The sequence below is a fragment of the Nocardiopsis suaedae genome, assembly GCF_027706745.1.
In the GTDB taxonomy this organism is placed as follows: Bacteria; Actinomycetota; Actinomycetes; order Streptosporangiales; family Streptosporangiaceae; genus Nocardiopsis_A; species Nocardiopsis_A suaedae.
The window spans coordinates 1-20,232 of sequence record NZ_JAQFWP010000061.1; the positions used below are offsets into that span (position 1 = coordinate 1).

The following is a 20,232-nucleotide window of genomic DNA, read 5'->3' on the forward strand; positions in this document are numbered from 1 at the left end:
TCTGGCCGTCGCTGCCTCCTTTCCCGCGCCCCGACCACCCGCTACCCGGCCGGGGGGTGGGGCCCAGAAGACCGGTGCGCCCGCTGAACTCGCCAGAGGCGGACGGGCGGCCCGGGAAGCGGGGTATGCGCTTTCCTCCGGTGCCGGGACGGGGGGTTCCCAGCGGGCGCACCGGATGCCTACCGTTCGGGGTGTGGGAGCGCTCCCAAGCGGTGGCGCCGCCGCTTGGGAGCTCCCCCCCCCCGGCAGTGCCGCCGTCCCTGACCCGACGCCCGCCCTCCGCCCCTCCCGCTCCCCCGCGCGCCCGCGCCCCCCTGCCGCACCCCGCGCCGGGAGAGGAGCATCCCCTGGAGGTATCCCCCATGAGCCCCCGGCACCGACCCCTGCGCCTGCTCGCGGGCGCGCTGACCGCCGCGCTCGCCGCGGTGCTCGCCCCCGCCGCCCCCGTCCACGCCGCCGCCTCCTGCTCGGTCGACTACGAGGTCGCCGACGAGTGGGGCGGCGGCTTCACCGCCGCCGTCACCGTGGTCAACGGCGACGAGCCCGTCTCCGGCTGGTCGCTCGGCTGGACCTTCCCCGACGGCCAGCAGATCACCAACGGCTGGAACGGCGCCTTCTCCCAGGAGGGGGACGAGGTCACCGTCTCCCACCCGGGTTGGAACCCCGACCTGGACCCCGGCGAGGCCGCCTCGTTCGGGTTCCAGGCCTCCCTCACCGGCGCCAACGGCGCGCCCACCGGGTTCACCCTCAACGGCACCCCGTGCGACGGCGAGGGCGACAACACCCCGCCCGAGGTCGCGCTGACCGCCCCCGAGGACGGCGCCGCGCTGCTCGCCGACGACCCGATCGCCCTGGCCGCCGAGGCCTCCGACGCCGACGGGGAGGTCGAGCGCGTCGTCTTCCAGGCCGACGGCACCGAGATCGGCGCCGACGACACGGCCCCCTACACGGCGGACTGGTCCGGCGCCGAGCCGGGCCGGTACTCGCTGACCGCCACCGCGGTCGACGACCAGGGGGCGGCGACCACCTCGGCCCCGGTCGCGGTGCAGGTGCTGGCCGAGCCGGAGGTCACCGCGCGGCCCTCCTCGGTCAGCGTCCGCCAGGGCGGGACCGCCTCCTTCGAACTCGAACTGTCCACCGCCCCCGAGGACGGCGTCCAGGTGGAGGTGGCCCGCACCGGGGGCAGCGAGGACATCACCGTCGCCGGCGGCGCCTCCCTCTCCTTCGGGCCCGACGACTGGGACGAGCCGCAGGAGGTGACGGTCGCCTCCGCGGACAACGGCGGCGACCCGGCCTCGGCCGTGCTCACCGCGTCGGCCGAGGGGTACGGCTCCGCCGAGGTCGAGGTCACCGAGATCGAGGGGTCGGCCTCCGACTACGACGCGGCGTTCCTGGAGCAGTACGACAAGATCAAGGACCCCGACAGCGGGTACTTCCGCGCGTTCGACGGGCTGCTGGTGCCCTACCACTCGGTGGAGACCCTCATCGTGGAGGCGCCGGACCACGGGCACGCCACCACCTCCGAGGCGTTCAGCTACTACCTGTGGCTGGAGGCCGCCTACGGCAGGGCGACCGGCGACTGGGAGCCCTTCACCGACGCGTGGGCGTCGCTGGAGGAGCACATCGTCCCGGGCACTGAGGACCAGCCCACCAACGCCGCCTACGACCCGTCCTCCCCGGCGACCTACATCCCCGAGCAGGACGAGCCCCAGGGGTACCCGTCCGCGCTGGACCAGAGCGTGCCCACCGGCGAGGACCCGCTGGCCGAGGAGCTGAGCGGCACCTACGGCACGGACGAGGTCTACGGCATGCACTGGCTGCTCGACGTGGACAACACCTACGGGTACGGGTTCTGCGGCGACGGGTCCGACGACGCGCCCGGCTACATCAACACCTTCCAGCGCGGGTCGCAGGAGTCGGTGTGGGAGACCGTCCCGCACCCCTCGTGCGAGACCTATGCGCACGGCGGCGAGAACGGGTTCCTCGACCTGTTCACCGACGACCAGCAGTACTCGCAGCAGTGGCGCTACACCAACGCCCCCGACGCCGACGCCCGCGCGGTCCAGGTGGCGCACCTGGCGCAGACGTGGGCCGAGGAGCAGGGCAACGCCGGCGCCGTGGCCGGGGTGGTCGACGACGCCGCCCGCATGGGCGACTACCTGCGCTACGCCATGTACGACAAGTACTTCAAGCGGATCGGCGACTGCGCCGGGGAGCACGAGTGCCCCGGCGGGCAGGGCAAGAACAGCGCCCACTACCTGATGTCCTGGTACTACTCCTGGGGCGGCGCCATGGAGAGCGCCCAGTACCCGTGGGCGTGGCGGATCGGCGGCAGCTCGGCCCACCAGGGCTACCAGAACCCCATGGCCGCCTACGCCCTGTCGGAGACCGAGGCGCTCACCCCCGCGTCGCCGACGGCCGCGGAGGACTGGGCCACCAGCATGGACCGCCAGCTGGAGTTCGTGCAGTGGCTCCAGTCGGCCGAGGGCGGCATCGCCGGGGGCGCCACCAACAGCTGGGCCGGGCGGTACGCCGACCCGCCCGAGGACGCGGCCCGGTTCTACGGCATGTACTACGACTGGCAGCCGGTGTGGCACGACCCGCCGTCGAACAACTGGTTCGGCTTCCAGGTGTGGAACATGGAGCGGATCGCCCAGCTCTACAGCACCACCGGCGACGAGCGCGCCGGGGAGATCCTCGACGCCTGGGTCCCCTGGGCGCTGGAGAACACCGAGATCGGGACCGGCGGGGAGTTCGCGGTCCCGTCCGACCTGGAGTGGTCCGGCCGCCCCGACGACTGGACCGGTTCGCCGACCGGGAACCCGGACCTGCACGTGGAGGTCGCCTCGCACGGGCAGGACGTCGGCGTGGCCGCCGGGCTGGCCAAGACGCTGATGCACTACGCCGCCGGGTCGGGCGACTCCGCCGCGCGCACCGCCGCCGAAGGGCTGCTCGACGCCCTGCTGGAGCACCGGGACGACCTCGGCATCGCCGTCGAGGAGACCCGGGCCGACTACGCGCGCTTCGACGACGAGGTGTACATCCCGCAGGGCTGGTCGGGCGAGATGGCCAACGGCGACCCGGTGGGGCCCGGGGCCACCTTCACCTCGATCCGGTCCTTCTACCGGGACGACCCGCAGTGGCCGAAGGTCGAGGCCTACCTGGAGGACCCGGACGGGCCCGCTCCCTCCTTCACCTACCACCGGTTCTGGTCCCAGACCGAGATCGCCACGGCGTTCGCCGTCCACGACGAGCTGTTCGGCTGACGGCGGCCGACGGAAAGGAGGAGACCCCGTGCGACGCCGACTCACGGCACTCGCCCTCGCCGCCGTCCTCGCCGCGGCCCCGGTGGCGGCGGCCCCCTCCGCCGGGGCGGACCCCGCCCCGGCGGCTCCGGCGGGCACCGGTGAAGGCCCCTGGAGCGCGGAAGGCGCCCAGCTCGTGGACGCCTCCGGTGAACCGGTCCGGATGACCGGTGTCAACTGGTTCGGCTCGGAGACCGAGACCTACGCCCCGCACGGGCTCTGGGCCCGGAACCTGGAGGACATGGTCGCCCAGATGGCCGGGCTGGGCTTCAACACCATCCGCCTGCCCTACTCCAACGAGGCGCTCGACCCGGGCGCCGAGCCCTCCGGCATCGATTTCGAACTCAACCCCGGCCTGGAGGGCCTGTCCGGACTGGAGATCATCGACCGCGTCGTGGAGGAGGCGGACGCGCACGGCATGCGGGTCGTGCTCGACCGGCACCGCCCCGCGGCGGACTCCCAGTCGCCGCTCTGGTACACGCCCGACCGGCCGGAGAGCGAGTGGATCGACGATTGGACGATGCTCGCCGAGCGGTACGCGGGCGACCCCACCGTCATCGGCGCCGACCTGCACAACGAACCGCACTCCACCGCGGACGGGCAGGGGGCGTGCTGGGGGTGCGGAGACCCCGAGCGGGACTGGCGCCTGGCCGCCGAGCGCGCGGGCGAGGCCGTCCTGGAGGCCAACCCGGACTGGCTGGTCATCGTCGAGGGCGTGGACTGCGTCCCCGGCACCCCGGCGCCCGAGTGCGGCTGGTGGGGCGGCAACCTCTCCGGCGTCCCGGAGCACCCGGTGCGCCTGAGCGACCCGGACAAGCTCGTCTACTCCGCGCACGAGTACGCCACCTCGGTCGCCGACCAGGACTGGTTCGACGACCCCGCGTTCCCGGACAACATGCCCGGGCTGTGGGACGCCTTCTTCGGGCACATCGAGCACGACGGGGCCGCCCCGCTGCTGCTCGGCGAGTTCGGCACCACCCTGCAGGACCCGCGCGACGGGGTCTGGCTGGGCGAGCTCATGTCCTACCTCGGCGAAGGGCCGACCGGGGTCGACTTCACCTACTGGTCCTGGAACCCCAATTCCGGGGACACCGGCGGCATCCTCCAGGACGACTGGACCACCGTCGACCAGGACAAGTACGCCTACCTGGAGCCCTACCTGCTGCCGCCCGGCGGCGGGGGCGGAGGCGGGGACGGCGGCGGTCCGCCGGACGGCGCCGCGTGCACCGTCGACTACCGGGTCACCGACGCCTGGGACGCCGGCTTCACCGCGGAGGCCGTGCTGACCAACGACGGCTCCACGGCCCTGGAGGACTGGACGCTGACCTGGACGGCCCCGGAGGGCGTGCGGGTCGCCAACGGGTGGGGCGCCCGGGTCTCCCAGGACGGGGGCACCGTCACCGCGTCCGCCCCCGACTGGGCGCGCGCACTGGAACCCGGTGCCTCGTCGGCCGTCGGCGTCCAGGCCACGGGGCCCTCCGCACCCGCACCCGATGACTTCCGGATCGGGGACACCGCCTGCGCCACCGCCTGACGGCGGCGCCCGCCCCGGTCCGGAAGGGGCGGCGCCCGGCCCGCCGGGCGCCGGTCCCAGCACCCCCACCCCCCGGCCCGCCGCACCGACACCGCGCGGCGGGCCACCCCCAGAGGAGGATCGATGAGAGCACAGACCCACCGCCGCCACCGGCGGTGGCCGGGACGGGCCGCGGCCGGCGCCTCGGCGCTCGCCCTGGGCGCGGCCGCGTTCGCCGTCGGCTCCCCGGCGCAGGCCGCCGCGGGCTGCACGGTGGACTACACGGTGGCCAACGACTGGGGCTCCGGGTTCACCGCCGAGGTGGCGGTGACCAACCTGGGCGACCCACTCGACGCCTGGACGCTGGAGTGGGACTTCGCGGGCGACCAGCAGGTCACCAACGGCTGGAACGGCGACTTCTCCCAGGACGGGGCGCACGTGGAGGTGACGGGGGCGGGGCACAACGCGACCCTGGGCACCGACGCCACGGCGCAGTTCGGGTTCAACGGGAACTACAGCGGCGACAACGCGGTGCCCGGGACCTTCACGCTGAACGGTGTGGAGTGCGACGGCACCGCCGACCCCGGCCCGGACCCCGACCCGGATCCGGACCCCGAGCCGGGGGAGCGCGTCGACAACCCCTTCGCGGGCGCCGACACCTACGTCAACCCCGTGTGGTCCGAGAACGCCGCCTCCGAACCCGGCGGCGATGCCGTGGCCGACGAGTCCACCGCCTTCTGGATGGACCGCATCGGCGCCATCGAGGGCAACGACAGCCCCACCACCGGCGACATGGGCCTGCGCGACCACCTCGACGAGGCCCTGGAGCAGAGCTCCGGGGACCGGCCGATGGTGATCCAGACCGTCATCTACAACCTGCCCGGCCGGGACTGCGCCGCACTGGCCTCCAACGGTGAGCTGGGCCCCGAGGAGATCGGCCGGTACAAGCAGGAGTACATCGACCCGATCGCCGAGATCCTCTCCGACGAGAAGTACGCCGACCTGCGCATCGTCGCCACCATCGAGCCCGACTCGCTGCCGAACCTGGTCACCAACGTGGGCAGCGCAGAGGGCGCGACCGAGGCGTGCAACACCATGCTCGAGAACGGCAACTATGTGGAGGGCGTGGCCTACGCCCTCGACACGCTGGGCGACATCCCCAACGTCTACAACTACGTCGACGCCGGGCACCACGGTTGGATCGGCTGGGACACCAACCTCGGACCGGCGATGGACCTGTTCTACGAGACCGCGAACTCCCACGGCGCCTCGCCGGACGACGTGCACGGGTTCGTCACCAACACCGCCAACTACTCGGCGCTGACCGAACCGCACTTCGACGTGGGCGACACGGTCGGCGGGCAGCAGATCCGCCAGTCGGACTGGATCGACTGGAACCAGTACGTCGACGAGCTGACCTTCGCCCAGGGGCTGCGCGAGGAGGCGGTCTCCGCCGGGTTCAGCGCCGACACCGGGATGCTGATCGACACCTCCCGCAGCGGGTGGGGCGGCCCGGAGCGGCCCTCGGGCCCCAGCTCCTCGACCGACCTGAACACCTTCGTCGAGGACAGCCGCGTCGACCGCAGGATCCACGTCGGGAACTGGTGCAACCAGTCCGGCGCGGGGCTGGGCCACCGGCCCGCCGCCGAGCCCGAGCCGGGGATCGACGCCTACGTCTGGGTGAAGCCGCCCGGCGAGTCGGACGGCTCCAGCGAGGAGATCCCCAACGACGAGGGCAAGGGCTTCGACCGGATGTGCGACCCCACTTATGAGGGGAACCCGCGCAACGGGAACAACCCGTCCGGCGCCCTGCCGGACGCCCCGCTGGCCGGCCACTGGTTCTCCGCCCAGTTCCAGGAGCTGCTGGCCAACGCCCACCCGTCGGTGGGCTGACCGGAACCGCCGCGCCCCCGCCAGCTCTTCCCCCCTCCGGCGGGGGCGCGGTGCGGTCTCACTCCCCGCCGACGGCGGCGACGGTCAGCTCCATGGAGAGCCGCTCTCCCGGCTCCAGCACGGACAGGCCGTCGCCGCTGTTGAACGCGTCCGGCGCGCAGGTCATCGGCTCGATGGCGACGGCCCTCCGGTGGTCGGGACCATCAGGCAGGGCCAGCGTGTACACCTGCACCCATCCGCACCCGGCCGACCAGCCCACCCGCACCCCGCGCCCGTCGGGCCCGGTCAGGACGGCGGCCGGGGAGGGGGCCGCGGCGGCGCCGGTGAAGGCGTGGTCGATCGCGGCGTCCCCGATGGGGCGCGGCGTGGTGAAGTCGAGGCCCAGGTCGGCGGCGGGCTTGCGGCCGGTGGGGATCAGCCGCTCGTCGACGGTGAGCACCTCCGGGCAGGGCAGGTGCAGGGTCCAGTCGTCGCAGGTGCCGCCCCCGGCGGTGAAGTAGGGGTGCGCGGACAGCCCGGCCGGGGCCGGTCCGTGCCCGGCGTTGGCGGCGGTCAGGGTGAGCGAGAGCCCGTCCGGCCCGAGGGCGTAGCGGGCGCGCAGCTCCAGGGTGAAGGGGTAGCCGGGGCGCGGCCAGAGGGTCTCGGCGAGGGTGAGGGCGTCCTCCCCGCGCTCCTCCACCCGCCAGCGGTTCCACAGCGCCAGGCCGTGCAGGGCGGTGCCGCGCTCCGGCTCGTCGACCGGCAGGACGTGGTCGTGCCCGCCGAAGCGGTAGCGGGCACCGGCGATCCGGTTGGGCCAGGGCGCGAGGACGGCCCCCGCGTAGCGGGGGAAGGGGACGGTCTGCGACCGGTCGAACAGCAGGTCGCGGCCGCCGTACCGGACGCCGCGCAGGGCGGCGCCGAGCTCGGATACGACGGCCTCGTACGGGCCTGCGGTCAGCCGGTGGTGCGGGATGTCGAGGGGCATGGCGGGGAGCGTACCCCGGGCGGACCGGCGCTCACCGGGGCGGGTCGGCCTCGGCCGGGGTGGTCAGCACGCGGGCGCCGTCCAGGCGCCGCACCCCTCCGGTGACGGTGAAGCGGGCGCGCAGCGGCAGGTCCTCGCTGGAGCCCCCGGCCGCCAGGGTGAACGCGCCCGGTTCGACGATCCGGCGGCCGTCGCGGCCGGTGAAGGAGGTGCGGTCGGCGTGCAGCCGGAACCGGACCCGGCGGGACGCGCCCGCGGGGACCGCCACCCGCAGGTAGCCGACCAGCTCCCGTTCGGGCCGGGTGACCTGCGCCGTCTCATCGGACAGGTAGAGCTGCACCACCTCGTCGCCGTCGCGCCCGCCGGTGTTGCGGACCGTCACCGCCGCCTCCAGTTCGCCGTCGGCGGGGATCTCCTCGGTGCTCAGCTCCAGTCCGGTGTAGGCGAAGGACGTGTAGGACAGGCCGTGCCCGAACGGGTAGAGCGGCGAGGGGTCGAGGTTGGAGATGCCCTCGCTGGCCCGCCCCAGCGGCGGCACCAGGTAGGGGGCGGGCTGGCCGCCGGGGTGGCGGGGGATGCCGATGGGCAGCCGCCCGCCGGGGGCGACGCGCCCGGACAGCACACCGGCGACGGCCGCCCCGCCCTCCTCGCCGGGCAGGAACGCCTGGACCAGCGCGGCGCACCGGTCGGCGTAGGCGCCCAGGGCGTAGGGGCGGCCGGACACGCAGACCAGCACCACCGGTGTGCCCGTGCCCAGGACCGCCTCCACCAGCTCGCCCTGGACGCCGGGCAGCTCCAGGTCGGCCGCGTCGCAGCCCTCGCCGGAGGTGCCGGTGCCGAACAGCCCGGCCAGGTCGCCCACGGCGACGACGCAGACGTCGGCGCGGGCGGCGGCCTCCACGGCCTCCGGGATGCCGGAGCGGTCCTCCTCGCGGACGGGGACGCCGTGGGCCTGCTCCACCGCGGCGCCGGGGAACTCGGCGCGCACCGCGTCGGCCAGGGGGTCCACGCGCACGCCGGTGCCGCGGTCGGCGTACCGGGACAGCACGTGGTTGGGGAAGGAGTAGCAGCCCAGGAAGGTGCGGGGCTCGGCCGAGCACGGGCCGACGACGGCGATCCGGCCCTCGGCGGCGGGGCCCAGCGGCAGCGCGCCCCGGTTCTCCAGCAGGACCACCGAGGCCTCGGCGGCCTCCCGGGCCAGGGCGCGGTTGGCGGCCGAGTCCAGGTCCGCGTCGGGCCCGCCGCCGTCGGCCTCGGGGACCGGCGGCGCGTCGGCGTCCAGCAGCCCCAGTTCGGCCTTCTGCCGCAGCACCCGGCGCAGGGCGCGGTCGACCAGGCGCTCGGGGAGCTCCCCCGCGGCGACCGCCTCGGCCAGCCGGGGGTAGGCGTCGCCCTCGGGCAGCTCGACGTCGATCCCGGCGCGCAGGGCCAGGGCGCCGGAGGCGGCCCGGTCGGCGGCGACGCGGTGGGTGATGTCGAGGAAGGGGATCGACCAGTAGTCGGAGACGACCGTCCCGGTGAAGCCCCACCGGTCCCGCAGCACGCCGGTGAGCAGCTCCTCGTCGGCGGCGGCGGGCAGCCCGTCGATGTCGCTGTAGGAGTTCATCACCGAGCGGGCGCCTCCCTCGCGCACGGCCGTCTCGAACGGGGGGAGGATGACGTCGGCGAACTCGCGCGGCCCGACCGGGACGGGGGCGTGGTTGCGGCCCGCGCGGGAGGCCGAGTACCCGGCGAAGTGCTTGAGGGTGGCGACGACGCCGTTCTCCTCCAGGCCGCGGACGTAGGCGGTGCCGACGGTGCCCACCAGGTAGGGGTCCTCGCCCATGGTCTCCTCCACGCGGCCCCAGCGCGGGTCGCGGGCCACGTCCATGAGGGGGGCCAGGCCCTGGTGGACGCCCAGCGCGCGCATGTCGCGGGCGATCGCCCCGGCCATCCGGCGGACCAGGTCCGGGGAGAAGGCGGCGGCCCAGGCCAGGGGGGTGGGGTAGACGGTGGCGCCGTAGGCGGTCACCCCGGTCAGGCACTCCTCGTGGGCGATCGCGGGCAGGCCCGTGCGCGTGCCGTCGGTGAGCCGCTTCTGCAGGGCGGCCAGGCGGGCGCGGCCCTCGCGCACGGAGACCGGTGCGCTGCCGAAGACGCGGGTCAGGTGCCCCAGGCCGTGCTCGGAGGCCTCCTCGTAGCCGAGGTGCCCCTGCTGGAAGGCGTGCTCCATGGGGGCGACGCCGCCGTCCCCGCCCCCTTCCGGCCCCTCCCGCTCCTCCGGGCGCGGCCAGTAGGAGGAGAGCTGGGCCAGCTTCTCCTGCACGGTCATGGAGGCGACCAGGGCCTCGACCCGCTCCTCGGCGGTGGGCGGGGTGTGCTCGGGCATGCTTCTCCTTGTTCGGGGCGGGGAAAGGACGGGGGTCAGCGGCCGAACCCGGCCGTGAGCCCGGCGACGAGCTGGCGGCGGGCGACGGCGTACACGGCGGCCACGGGCAGGACGGACAGCACGACGGCGGCCAGCAGGCCGGGCACGTCGACCCCGAAGGCGCCCTCGAACGCCCACAGCGTCATCGGCAGCACCCGGGTGCTCTCGCTCTGGGTGAGGACCAGCGGGAACAGGAAGCCGTTCCACACCTGGAGCGCGTCGTAGACGCCCACCGTGATGAGGGCGGGGCGGGTCAGCGGCAGGGCCAGGCTCCAGAGGATCCGCCACTCCCCGGCGCCGTCCACCCGCATCGAGGCGAACAGGTCCTCGGGCACGTCGCGCAGGAAGTTGACCAGGATGAGCACGGTCAGCGGGACGGCGAAGGCGGCCGAGGGCAGGACGAGCGCGGCCAGGGTGTCGTAGAGGCCCAGCTGCACGATGAGGTAGTAGACGGGGATGATGGTGGCCTGGATGGGGATGGCGATGCCCAGCAGCGCCGTCTGGAACACCCGGCGGGCGAACCGGGTGCGGCCGCGCACCACCACGTAGGCGGCCATCAGCGACACGGCCAGGGTCGCGGCCACCGCGCCGGCCGTGACCACCACGCTGTTGGCGAAGTAGCCGAGGAACCCGGCGTCCAGGACGCGCCCGTAGGCGGCCAGGGTCGGGTCGGAGGGCGGGACCAGCGGGTTGGCCTCGTAGTAGTCGGCCTGCGTGCGCAGGCTGGTCACGACGATGTAGTAGACGGGCAGCACCGTGACGGCCAGCCAGAGCCAGCCGCCCAGGGCGCCCAGGACGTTGGGCCGGGTCCGTTCCGCCATCACGCGCCCTCCTGCCGGCTCTCCATGCGGTGGGCGCCGGAGAGCCGGTTGAGTCCGAGCGCCAGGGCCAGGCCGACGGCGACCAGCACCACGCCGACCGCGCTCGCCTGGCCCATGTCGTAGGAGCGGAACCCGGTCAGGTACATGTCCAGCGGGAGGATGCGGGTGGCGCCGCCGGGCCCGCCCGCGGTCAGCACGAACACCAGGTCGAAGTAGGTCAGGGAGCCGACGAGCATCAGCGTGGAGGAGGTCACGATCGTGTACTTGAGCTGGGGGAGGGTGATGTGCAGGAACTGGGAGGCCGGCCCCGCGCCGTCGATCCGCGCCGCCTCGTAGAGGGAGGCGGGGATCTGCCGGACCCCGCCCTGGTAGAGCAGGGCGTGGAACGGGATGAAGCACCAGCCGACGACGAACACGACCACGCCCAGGGCCAGGTCGGGGTCGCCCAGCCAGTCGCGGGCCAGCAGCGGCAGGTCCAGTGCGGCGCCGAAGCCGAAGTTCGGGTCGAGCAGGCCCTTGAAGGTCAGGGCGACCGCGGCCGAGCTGAACAGCAGGGGGAGGAAGTACAGCACCGCCAGCACCTCGCGGTGGCGGGTGCGGGAGGCGGTGTACACCCCCAGCAGCAGGCTGACGGGCGCCTGGAAGAGGTAGCCGAACACGGTCAGCTTGACCGTCAGCCAGACCGCGTTCCGGGTCACCGGGTCCGCCGCGGCGTTCACCCAGTTGTCCGCCCCGGCCCACTGCGGGGCGCCCAGCCCGTCCCAGGACATGAAGGAGAGGACGACCACCCCGGCGAGCGGGACCAGCGCGAAGACTCCGAAGAGCACCAGCGCCGGGGCGGCCATCCAAGGCGAGGGACCGCCCCTCACAGCGTGCTGTCCATGGCCGCGCCGAACTCCTCGGGCGTCAGCTCGCCGAGGAAGAGCAGGTCGAGGTTGGACAGCAGCTCCTGGGCCTGGTCGGGCGGGAGCGCCTGGTCCCAGGAGAGCTGGAAGTGCCCGGCGTCGCGCACCATGCCGTAGGTGAACTCCAGGTGGGCCGGGTCGTCCTGTTCGGCGATCTCCTCCTCCAGGCCGGTGACCGGCGGCACGGCGCCCAGGTCCAGCAGGGACTGCACGTTCTCCTCGCTGTAGACCTGGTCGTTGATGTAGTCGACCGCGGTCTGCCGGTCCTCCTCGGAGGCGTCGGAGGAGACCGACCAGAAGTTGGCGGGGTTGCCGACGATGTTCGACGGGTCGCCGGAGCCGTCCTCGACCTCTGGGAACGTGGTGTAGCCCAGGCCGTCCTCCACGAACTCGGGCGCGTCGGAGACCATGTTCGGGTAGACCCAGCTGCCCTGCAGCAGCATCCCGGCCTTGCCGGTGTGCAGCAGGGCGGTGTCGGCGCCGGAGTCGGCGTCCACCGAGGCGAAGCCGTCGCCGAAGGCGCCCGCCTCGACCAGGTCGGAGATGGCGGTGGCGGCCTCGATGACGGCCGGGTCGGACCAGGCGCCCTCCTCGCCGTCGAGGATGCGCTGGAAGGCCTCGGGCCCGCCGACGCGGTCGGTGAGGTACTGGATCCACATCAGCTCGGGCCACACGCTCTGCCCGGCCAGGGCGATGGGCACGACGTCCTCGTCCTTCAGGGCGTCGACGGCCTCCAGCATGTCCGCGAAGGTCTCCGGCGGCTCGACCCCGGCGTCGGCCAGGACCTCCTCGGTGTAGTAGAGGACGACCGGCTGCGCCTGGTTGTTGGGCACGGCGTAGACCTCGCCGCCGACCTCGGCGTTGGCGGCCACCGAGGGCAGGAGTTTGTCGGTGACGCCGTCGACCTGCCCGGACAGGTCCTGGACCTGGCCGCTTTGCGCGTAGTCGGCCAGGGTGCCGCCGGACCAGTTGAACACCAGGGTCGGGGCGTTGCCGGAGCCGACGGCGGTGCGGATCTTCTCCTTGTAGGCGTCGTTGGCGAACCACTCGACGGAGATCTCGCGGTCCGGGTTGGCCTCGTTCCAGGACGCGAAGGAGGTCCGGAACGCCTCCTCCGATCCGCCGGTCAGGGCCCAGGCGGTGGCGCCGCCGTCGCCGGGGTCGGAGCCGCCTCCGCCGAAGCCGCCGCAGCCGGCGGCCGCGGACAGGGTGAGGACGGCGGCTGCGGCCGTCAGGGTGCGTCCCGCACTGCTCGGTGCCATGGGGGTCCGTCCCTTCCGCCGGGCCCGAGGGGGTGCGGACCGCGGCAGTGAGTGCGAAATATTTTCGTTCAATTTCCGACGGTTTTCGTGAGTGGCATCACAGTAAGAACGGGGTATGTCCGTGTCAACGCCCTGAAGTGGTCTCGATTTCGACGCGAATCAACGAAATTTTTTCGGTATAGGGTGGCCGCACATGGAGCCGGTGGACGGGAGGCGGGCGGTGGACGGTGGACGTCCGACCCTGGAGGCGGTGGCGGCCGCGGCCGGGGTGTCCAAGGCGACGGTGTCCAAGGTGCTCAACGGGCGCCCGGGGGTGGGTGAGCGGACCCGGGCGCGGGTGCGCGAGGCCGTCCGGGACCTGGACTACGCGCCGAGCACGGGGCCGCGCGACCCCGACCCGGCCCCCGCGGTGCACGTCGTCTTCGACAGCATGGTCAGCCTGTACGCGCTGCAGGTGCTGGACGGCCTGCTCTCCGCCGGGCGGGACCTGGACGCCGAGGTGGTGACCAGTGCGCTGGCCTCCGCGGAGGCGGCCGGGCCCGCACCGCTGGGGGTGGACCTGATCGAGCGGCTGGCGGCCCGGCGCCGGTCCGGGCTGGTGGTGGTCACCTCGCGGCTGGCGCCCGGGGAGGTCGCCGCCTGCCGCCGTCTGGGCCTGGGGCTGGTCGTGGTCGACCCGATCAACCCCCTGGACGAGGACGTGGTGAGCGTGGGCGCCACCAACTGGGCCGGGGGCGTGCAGGCCACCGAGCACCTGCTCGCCCTGGGCCACCGGAGGATCGCGCACGCCGGCGGCCCCGCCGGGTCGGTGCCCGCGCGCGAGCGGCTGCACGGGTTCCGGGAGGCCCTGGAGTCGGCGGGGGCCGCCCCCGGGCCGGTGCTGGCGGCGCCGGAGGACCCGCCCGCGTTCACCGTGGAGGCGGGGCGGAGGATGGCCGCCCGGTTCCTGGACGCCGCCGACCCGCCCACGGCGGTCTTCGCGGCCAGCGACACGGTCGCCGTCGGCGTCCTGCAGGAGGCCCGCGTGCGGGGCCTGTCGGTGCCCGACGACCTGAGCGTGGTGGGCTTCGACGACACCCACGGCGCGATGTGGACCGACCCGCCGCTGACCTCGGTGCGCCAGCCGCTGCACGACATGGGGCGGGTGGCGATGCGCACGGTGCTGCAGCTGGCCCGGGGGCAGAGCCCGGACTCCCACCACGTGCAGCTGGCGACCCGCCTGGTGGTGCGGGGGTCGACGGCGCCGCCCCCGGGTGGGCCCCCGTCGCGGTAACGAGTCGATAACTCCGCGCCGATGGCGTGCGACCTGCGGAGATGTGGGTCGGGCGCCTGTCGGTGTGTTCAGCGTTCATCCAGGTCAGAGCGGTATGCGAACAGCGTGTTCGGGTCTTTCGGGCCGCCGGGCGTCGGGATAGGAAGGGGCTCCCACGAGGCGGACACTGAGGAGGCGGAGATGACCGTGCTGGTGACCGGTGCGACGGGCCACGTCGGCCGACTGGTGGTGCGCGGGCTGCTCGGGGCGGGGGTACCGGTGCGGGCGCTCACCCGGGGGGGCGGGGCCGGTCTTCCGGCCGGGGTGGAGGTCGCCCGGGGCGACCTCCGGCGGCCGGACGGCCTCGCCGATGCCCTGCGCGGCGTCGAGCGCATGTACCTGTTCCCGGTGGCCGAGACGGCCGAGGAGGTGGTCGGGCGCGCGGTGGAGGCCGGGGTCCGGCGCATCGCCGTGCTCTCGTCGGGGGCGGTGACCGCGGGCTTCGACACGGATTCCACCTGCCGGTCGAGCGGGCCGTCGAGCGGTCGGGGGCCGAGTGGACGCATGTGCGGCCGGGCGAGTTCGCGCTGAACAAGCTGTGGCTGTGGGGGCCGTCCGTGCGGGAGGAGGGGGTGGTGCGCGCCCCGGAGCCCGACGCGGCGTGGAACCCCGTGCACGAGGCGGACGTCGCGGACGTGGCCGTCGTCGCGCTCACCGGGGACGGCCATGCCGGGAAGGCCTACACCTTCGGAGGGCCGCACATGGTCAGCCGCCGGGAACAGGTCGGGGCCATCGCCCGGGCGGTCGGGCGGCCGGTCCGCTTGGAGCGGGTCAGCCCCGAGCGGGCCCGGGAGTACTACCGCGCCCAAGGCGGCTTCGCGGCCGAGAACGCGGACATGCTGCTCGGGTTCACCGACTACGGGGGAGACGCGGCCGACCCGCAGGAATGGGCGCAGGAGGCGGAGCGGGCGGTCCAGGCGATGGGCGAGCCGGAGACGGCCGAGCAGGCGACGGGGCGCCCCGCCCGCACATTCGAGCAGTGGGCGCGCGACCACGCCGCGGACTTCCGTTGAGCAGCTTATATGTCATTGTAGTTATATAACCCTTCGGGTATATTGAAGTCATGTCCCTCCCGTTCACCGCGCTGGCCGACCCGACGCGGCGCCGCATCCTCGACCTGCTGCGCCGCCGCCCGCACCTCGCCGGGGAGATCGGCGAGGCCCTGGGGCTCAGCCAGCCCGGCGCCTCCAAGCACCTGCGGGTGCTGCGCGAGGCCGGGCTGGTCCGGGTGCGGCGGGAGGCGCAGCGCCGGTGGTACGAGCTGGACCCCGCGCCGCTCGCCGAGATGGACGCGTGGCTGGCCCCGTACCGGCGCACGTGGCGGGAGAGCCTGGACGCGCTGGAGCGCCACCTCGACGAGGGGCGCGGACCCGAGGAGGAGCCATGACCGCGGACGAACTGACGACCGTCGACGGCCGCCCGGCCCTGCGCATGGAGCGGCGCCTGGCCCACCCCGTCGAGGAGGTGTGGCGGGCGGTCACCGAGCCCGAGCGGCTGAGCCGCTGGTACCCGTTCGCGGTGGTCGCCCTGGAGCTGCGCCCCGGCGGGGCGATGCGCTTCGACGACGGCGAGGGGACCGTCATGGACGGGACGGTCGTCGAGGTGGACCCGCCCCGGCGGTTCTCCTTCAGCGAGCACGCGCCGGAGGGGATGCACCGGGAGACCGACGACCTGGTCCGCATCGACCTGGAGCCGGACGGCGACGGGTGCCGGCTGGTGTTCACCCACGTCTTCGACGACCGGCCGGGCGCGGCGAGCTACGCCGTCGGCTGGGACCTGTGCCTGCGGATGCTGGGCACGGTGCTGGACGGGCGGGAGCCGGACTGGCCGACGCCGCCGCAGGGGGCACTGGAGGAGCGCATCGACGCCCTCGGCCTCGGTGCGGGCCGCGTGGAGGACGGGCCGGGCGGGCCGGTGCTGACCGTGGAGCGCCAGCTCACCCGCCCGGCGGACGAGGTGTGGGCGGAGATCGCCGGGGATAGGGCCGGGAACGCCGCAGGGGACGGCGTTCCGGAAGGGCTCCTCGTCCCCGGGGTGGCGGCGTCCGGCCGCACCGAGGCGAAGCCGCCGGAGCTGTTCGAGTACGCCTGGAGCGCCGACAGCGCCGACGCCGGGCGGGTGCGGTGGGAGCTGTCCGCGGGGACCGGGCACGGGGCGCGCCTGGTGGTGACCCAGACCGGCCGCGCGGCCGACCGCCCCCTCCTGGAGGCCGCCCTTCCGGCCTGGGAGCGGCGGGTCCGCGAGGTCGGCCGCCGGGTCGCGGGCCTGGAGGGGTGAGTCAGTCCGCCGACCCCGCGAGGGCCCGCAGCAGCTCGGCCGTCGCGGGGTCGGCGGGGTAGAAGGTCTCGACCGCGATCTCGTCCAGGGTGACGTCGCGCGCCGCCCCGAACACGGTGACGGTGTACAGGAGCGACAGGTCACCGTGGTCGGTGGCCACGCGCATGGGGACCGCGATGTCGTCGAGGTGCCCGGGCGCGGGCGCCTCCGGGGCGCCGTCCGCGGCGGAGGCGCCCGCCGGGGCGGGGTAGGCGCTCAGCTCCGCCAGCAGGTCGGCCAGGCCGGGGGCGGCGGTGCGGTCGAGCTGGCGGCGCACCCGCCGCAGCACGTGCGCCCGCCACTGGGCCAGGTTGCGGATGCGCGGGGCGAGGCCGCGGGGGTGCAGGGTCGCGCGCAGCATGTTGAGCCGCGGCTCGGCCAGGTCCGGCGGCATCTCCGCCAGGAACGCCGCCATCACCGGGTTGGCCGCCAGCAGGTCCCAGTGCACGTTCACCGCCACCGCCGGGTTCGGGACCTGGCCATCCAGGACCGAGCGCACCGCGTCGGCGGCCGCGCCCAGGTCGGTGAAGGGGCGCTCGGCGTGCGCCGGGGCGAACCCGGCCGCCAGGTGCAGCGCGTTCCGCTCGCGCAGCGGCACCTCCAGCTCCTCGCACAGCCGCTCGACCATCTCCGAGCTCGGGGCCGACCGCCCCGTCTCCAGGCAGCTGAAGTGGCGGGTGGACACGTCGGCGGCGAGCGCCACGTCCATCTGCGTCCGCCGCCGGTGCGTGCGCCAGCGCCGGAGGAGCTCTCCGAACGGTTCAGTGGTGGCCGTCATGCGCCGAGCCTGGCGCATTCCCGGCGGCGCGGCAATGACCCGCGAGGTCATCGACGGGCCGCGCCGGGCGGTCCAGGCTCTTCGTCAACGGCGGTGCCATCAGGCGCCGCGCCGACGGGGAGGAGCAGGCGATGACCGACGGGGGACCGGACACGGCCGCGGCCGTCGAGCGCTACCTGGAGTTCTGGAGCGCGGAGACCACGGAGCGTCGGCGCGCGCTCGCGCCAGGGGTGTTCACCGGGGACGTGGGCTACCGCTCGCCGGTGGGCGCGATGGACGGACCCGAGGCGCTCGTCGACTTCGGCGCGCAGTTCAACGCGCACATGGGCGCCGTGGCCTACGTCGCCCGCAGGGAGCCGGAGTCCCATAACGGCCGGGTGCGGCTGCTGTGGGAGATCCGGCTGCCGGACGGGACCTCGTTCGCCGAGGGCACCGACGTGCTGACGGTGGCCCCGGACGGGCGCGTGGAATCGGTGACCGCGTTCCTGGACCGGGAACCGGAGGGCTTCGAGCACGGCACGGACGGCGGAGACGGCGGAGACGGCCGCCACTGACCGCAGGACCACGGGAGGACGGCATGTTCCTGATCGAGATCGCGCACCCCGAGGGGGCGCTGGCGGACGAGGACCGCAGGACGGTCGCGGCGGAGATCGTCGCGGGGCTGACCGGAGCGGGTGAGGAGGAGGCCGCCGAGGAGACCATGCGGTGGGCCCGCCGCATGACGCACGTCGCGTTCCGCGGGCTCGGCGGCTGGACGACCGGAGACGGGCCGGTCACCGACGGGGCCGCCCCGCCGGTGTGGGTGACCGTCACCCTCCCGGAGCACTGGCGGGAGGAGTCGGCGCGGCACTGCATGGGCTGGATCCGCCGAGCCGTCCGCAAGGTGGACGAGGCGCACGGGTGGGAGCGGGTCGGCGGCGACCTGTGGGTCAACATCGTCGGGGTGGCCGACGGCAGCATCGGCCTGAACGGCAAGCCCGCCACAGGGGAGTCGGTGGTGGAGTACATGACCGCGGACTTCCGCGCCGCGTTCGAGGAGGGCAGGGTCGCCCTCCCCGAGGGGAGGCTGCTCGACCCGGAGTGCGGCATGCAGGTGGCGGACGGCCCACGCGCGATGGTCCTCGAGCACGACGGGGTCCGCTACGGGTTCTGCGCGGAGGGCTGCCGGACCGCCTTCGCGAAGCGCCATGGGATCGAGGTCCCGGCGGCCTGAGAGGGTCACGGGCGGGTCCCGATGCGGCGCAGCGCCACCGCGGACGCCGCGGCCAGGGTCAGCACCAGCGCCGCACCGGTCCACCCCGCCGCGTTCATCCCCGCGGTGAACGCCTCCTCGGCCCGTTCCGGAACGCCTTCGGGGGTGCCGTCGGCCGCGGCGAGGTCGGAGAGGCTGTGGGCGCCGGGGCCCATCCGGGCCCCGTAGACGGCGGCGGAGAGGCTGCCCATCAGGGCGATCCCCGCCGCCAGCCCCAGCTCCTGGACGGTCTCCGACAGCGCCGCGGCCGACCCGGCCCGCTCCGGCGGGGCGGCGCCGACCACCAGGTCGGTGCCGAGCGCCGCGATCGCCCCCAGGCCCAGGTAGACGAGGGTGAACGCGGTGACCACCGGGACCGGGCCGCCGCCGGGCGCGGCCGTGCCGAGCAGGAGGTAGCCCGTGGAGGAGAGCGCGAGCACCCCGGAGACCACGAAGCCCGGGCGGACCCACCGGGTGAGCACCGGCGCCGCGGTGGAGGAGAGCACCATCGCCAGCGCGGGCGGGCCGAACCACAGTCCCGCCTCCAACGGCGGCAGCCCTTCGATGATCTGCAGGTGGCGCGTGGTCAGCAGCATCGTGCCGCCCACGCCCACCAGCCCGGCCAGCATCATCGCCAGGGCCGTGCCGAAGGCGGGGTTCCGGAATAGGGACACGTCCAGGAGCGGGTCGGTGAGGCGGCGCTGGCGGCGCACGAACACGGCGGTGACGACCGCGCCGGCCGCCGCGGCGGCCGGCACCGTCGCGTCCAGGCCCTCCGCGGCGGCGTGCTTGACCGCGTAGACGACCGGCAGGACGGCGGCCAGGGACAGGGCGACGCTGGCGAGGTCGAGGCGGCCCGCGTGCGGCGCCCGGTACTCGGGCAGCAGCAGCGGGGCCAGGGCGAGCATCGCCCCGATGACCGGGACGGCGAGCAGGAACGCCGCGCCCCACCAGAAGTACTCCAGCAGCGCGCCGCCGACCAGCGGACCGGCGGCCATGCCCCCGGCGAAGAACGTCGCCCACAGCCCGATCGCCAGTGCGCGCTGCCGCGGGTCGGTGAACAGGGTGCTGATCAGCGCCAGGGTGGAGGGCATGAGGGTGGCCCCTGCCACGCCCAGGGCGGCGCGGGCGGCGATCAGCGTCTCGGGTGTGGGGGCGTAGGCGGCCGGGACGGAGGCGGCCACGAACGCCGCGCCCCCGATCATCAGCAGCCGCCGCCGGCCGATGCGGTCGCCGAGCGTGCCCATGGTGACGAGGAATCCGGCGATCATGAAGCCGTAGGCGTCCACGATCCACAGTTCCTGGGCGGCGCTGGGGCGCAGGTCCGCCGCCAGCGAGGGCAGGGCCAGGTGGAGCACGGTCAGGTCCAGTCCCAGCAGGACCGTGGGCAGGGCGAGCACGGCCAGGCCCGCCCACGCGGCGGGTCCGGCCCGTCCGGTGCGGGTCCGGGCGGCGGTGGTTCGGAGCACGGGGATCCCTTCTTCGCTGCGTACGGCGGCCACCACCCTGGGGAGGGCCGCGC

General features: G+C 74.6%; 17 protein-coding genes. 10 read left to right on the plus strand and 7 right to left on the minus strand.

All coding sequences use genetic code 11. The features are described from left to right. Positions 1 to 362: 362 nt before the first annotated feature. From O4U47_RS24510 to O4U47_RS24520, 3 genes are all read left to right on the plus strand, one after another. A complete protein-coding gene (locus O4U47_RS24510) occupies positions 363 to 3,266 on the plus strand; it encodes a glycoside hydrolase family 48 protein (protein ID WP_270680322.1) in 2,904 nt (967 codons plus the stop codon). Between the two features lie 28 nt (positions 3,267 to 3,294). Continuing rightward, positions 3,295 to 4,839: a cellulase family glycosylhydrolase gene (locus tag O4U47_RS24515; RefSeq protein ID WP_270680323.1), complete on the plus strand. Its 1,545-nt coding sequence runs from the start codon at positions 3,295 to 3,297 to the stop codon at positions 4,837 to 4,839. A gap of 123 nt (positions 4,840 to 4,962) precedes the next feature. Then, a complete protein-coding gene (locus O4U47_RS24520; RefSeq protein WP_270680324.1) occupies positions 4,963 to 6,711 on the plus strand; it encodes a glycoside hydrolase family 6 protein in 1,749 nt (582 codons plus the stop codon). Positions 6,712 to 6,769: 58 nt separating this feature from the next. Here the strand turns inward: O4U47_RS24520 and O4U47_RS24525 are convergent, their stop codons facing one another. Genes O4U47_RS24525 through O4U47_RS24545 form a run of 5 tightly spaced genes read right to left on the minus strand, consistent with a single transcriptional unit; the run spans position 6,770 to position 13,073 of the window. Further along, positions 6,770 to 7,678, minus strand: coding sequence for an aldose 1-epimerase family protein (locus tag O4U47_RS24525; protein ID WP_270680325.1), 909 nt, complete (start codon positions 7,676 to 7,678; stop codon positions 6,770 to 6,772). 31 nt (positions 7,679 to 7,709) lie between these two features. Then, the gene (locus tag O4U47_RS24530; RefSeq protein ID WP_333563671.1) at positions 7,710 to 10,046 is read right to left on the minus strand and encodes a glycoside hydrolase family 3 N-terminal domain-containing protein; all 2,337 of its coding nucleotides are present in this window, start codon (positions 10,044 to 10,046) and stop codon (positions 7,710 to 7,712) included. Between the two features lie 35 nt (positions 10,047 to 10,081). Further along, positions 10,082 to 10,906 (minus strand): carbohydrate ABC transporter permease, encoded by an 825-nt coding sequence (locus tag O4U47_RS24535; RefSeq protein WP_270680326.1) that lies wholly within the window; start codon positions 10,904 to 10,906, stop codon positions 10,082 to 10,084. Then, a complete protein-coding gene (locus O4U47_RS24540; protein ID WP_270680327.1) occupies positions 10,906 to 11,751 on the minus strand; it encodes a carbohydrate ABC transporter permease in 846 nt (281 codons plus the stop codon). Before O4U47_RS24540 ends, O4U47_RS24535 begins: the two co-directional genes overlap by 1 nt. 20 nt (positions 11,752 to 11,771) lie before the next feature. Next, a complete protein-coding gene (locus tag O4U47_RS24545) occupies positions 11,772 to 13,073 on the minus strand; it encodes an extracellular solute-binding protein (protein ID WP_270680328.1) in 1,302 nt (433 codons plus the stop codon). A 193-nt stretch (positions 13,074 to 13,266) separates the two neighbouring features. Between O4U47_RS24545 and O4U47_RS24550 the strand changes: the two genes are divergently transcribed. From O4U47_RS24550 to O4U47_RS24570, 5 genes are all read left to right on the plus strand, one after another. Continuing rightward, the gene (locus O4U47_RS24550) at positions 13,267 to 14,346 is read left to right on the plus strand and encodes a LacI family DNA-binding transcriptional regulator (protein ID WP_270680329.1); all 1,080 of its coding nucleotides are present in this window, start codon (positions 13,267 to 13,269) and stop codon (positions 14,344 to 14,346) included. Positions 14,347 to 14,526: 180 nt separating this feature from the next. After that, positions 14,527 to 14,916, plus strand: a complete 390-nt coding sequence (locus O4U47_RS24555; protein WP_270680330.1) for an SDR family oxidoreductase — start codon at positions 14,527 to 14,529, stop codon at positions 14,914 to 14,916. Then, positions 14,892 to 15,398 (plus strand): Rossmann-fold NAD(P)-binding domain-containing protein, encoded by a 507-nt coding sequence (locus O4U47_RS24560; protein ID WP_270680331.1) that lies wholly within the window; start codon positions 14,892 to 14,894, stop codon positions 15,396 to 15,398. The genes O4U47_RS24555 and O4U47_RS24560 overlap by 25 nt, the downstream gene beginning before the upstream one ends. Positions 15,399 to 15,448: 50 nt before the next feature. Then, positions 15,449 to 15,772, plus strand: a complete 324-nt coding sequence (locus O4U47_RS24565) for an ArsR/SmtB family transcription factor (RefSeq protein ID WP_270680332.1) — start codon at positions 15,449 to 15,451, stop codon at positions 15,770 to 15,772. Continuing rightward, a complete protein-coding gene (locus tag O4U47_RS24570; protein WP_270680333.1) occupies positions 15,769 to 16,662 on the plus strand; it encodes an SRPBCC family protein in 894 nt (297 codons plus the stop codon). Before O4U47_RS24565 ends, O4U47_RS24570 begins: the two co-directional genes overlap by 4 nt. 1 nt (position 16,663) lies before the next feature. Here O4U47_RS24570 and O4U47_RS24575 read toward each other — a convergent pair whose 3' ends face one another. Further along, positions 16,664 to 17,479, minus strand: coding sequence for a helix-turn-helix domain-containing protein (locus O4U47_RS24575; RefSeq protein ID WP_270680334.1), 816 nt, complete (start codon positions 17,477 to 17,479; stop codon positions 16,664 to 16,666). Between the two features lie 131 nt (positions 17,480 to 17,610). Here O4U47_RS24575 and O4U47_RS24580 point away from each other — a divergent pair, with 131 nt between their 5' ends. Next, complete coding sequence (locus tag O4U47_RS24580; protein WP_270680335.1) at positions 17,611 to 18,033, plus strand: hypothetical protein; 423 nt, start codon at positions 17,611 to 17,613, stop codon at positions 18,031 to 18,033. A 23-nt stretch (positions 18,034 to 18,056) separates the two neighbouring features. Then, positions 18,057 to 18,692, plus strand: a complete 636-nt coding sequence (locus O4U47_RS24585; RefSeq protein WP_270680336.1) for a hypothetical protein — start codon at positions 18,057 to 18,059, stop codon at positions 18,690 to 18,692. A gap of 5 nt (positions 18,693 to 18,697) precedes the next feature. Here O4U47_RS24585 and O4U47_RS24590 read toward each other — a convergent pair whose 3' ends face one another. After that, positions 18,698 to 20,185: an MFS transporter gene (locus O4U47_RS24590; RefSeq protein ID WP_408639023.1), complete on the minus strand. Its 1,488-nt coding sequence runs from the start codon at positions 20,183 to 20,185 to the stop codon at positions 18,698 to 18,700. Positions 20,186 to 20,232 lie beyond the last annotated feature (47 nt).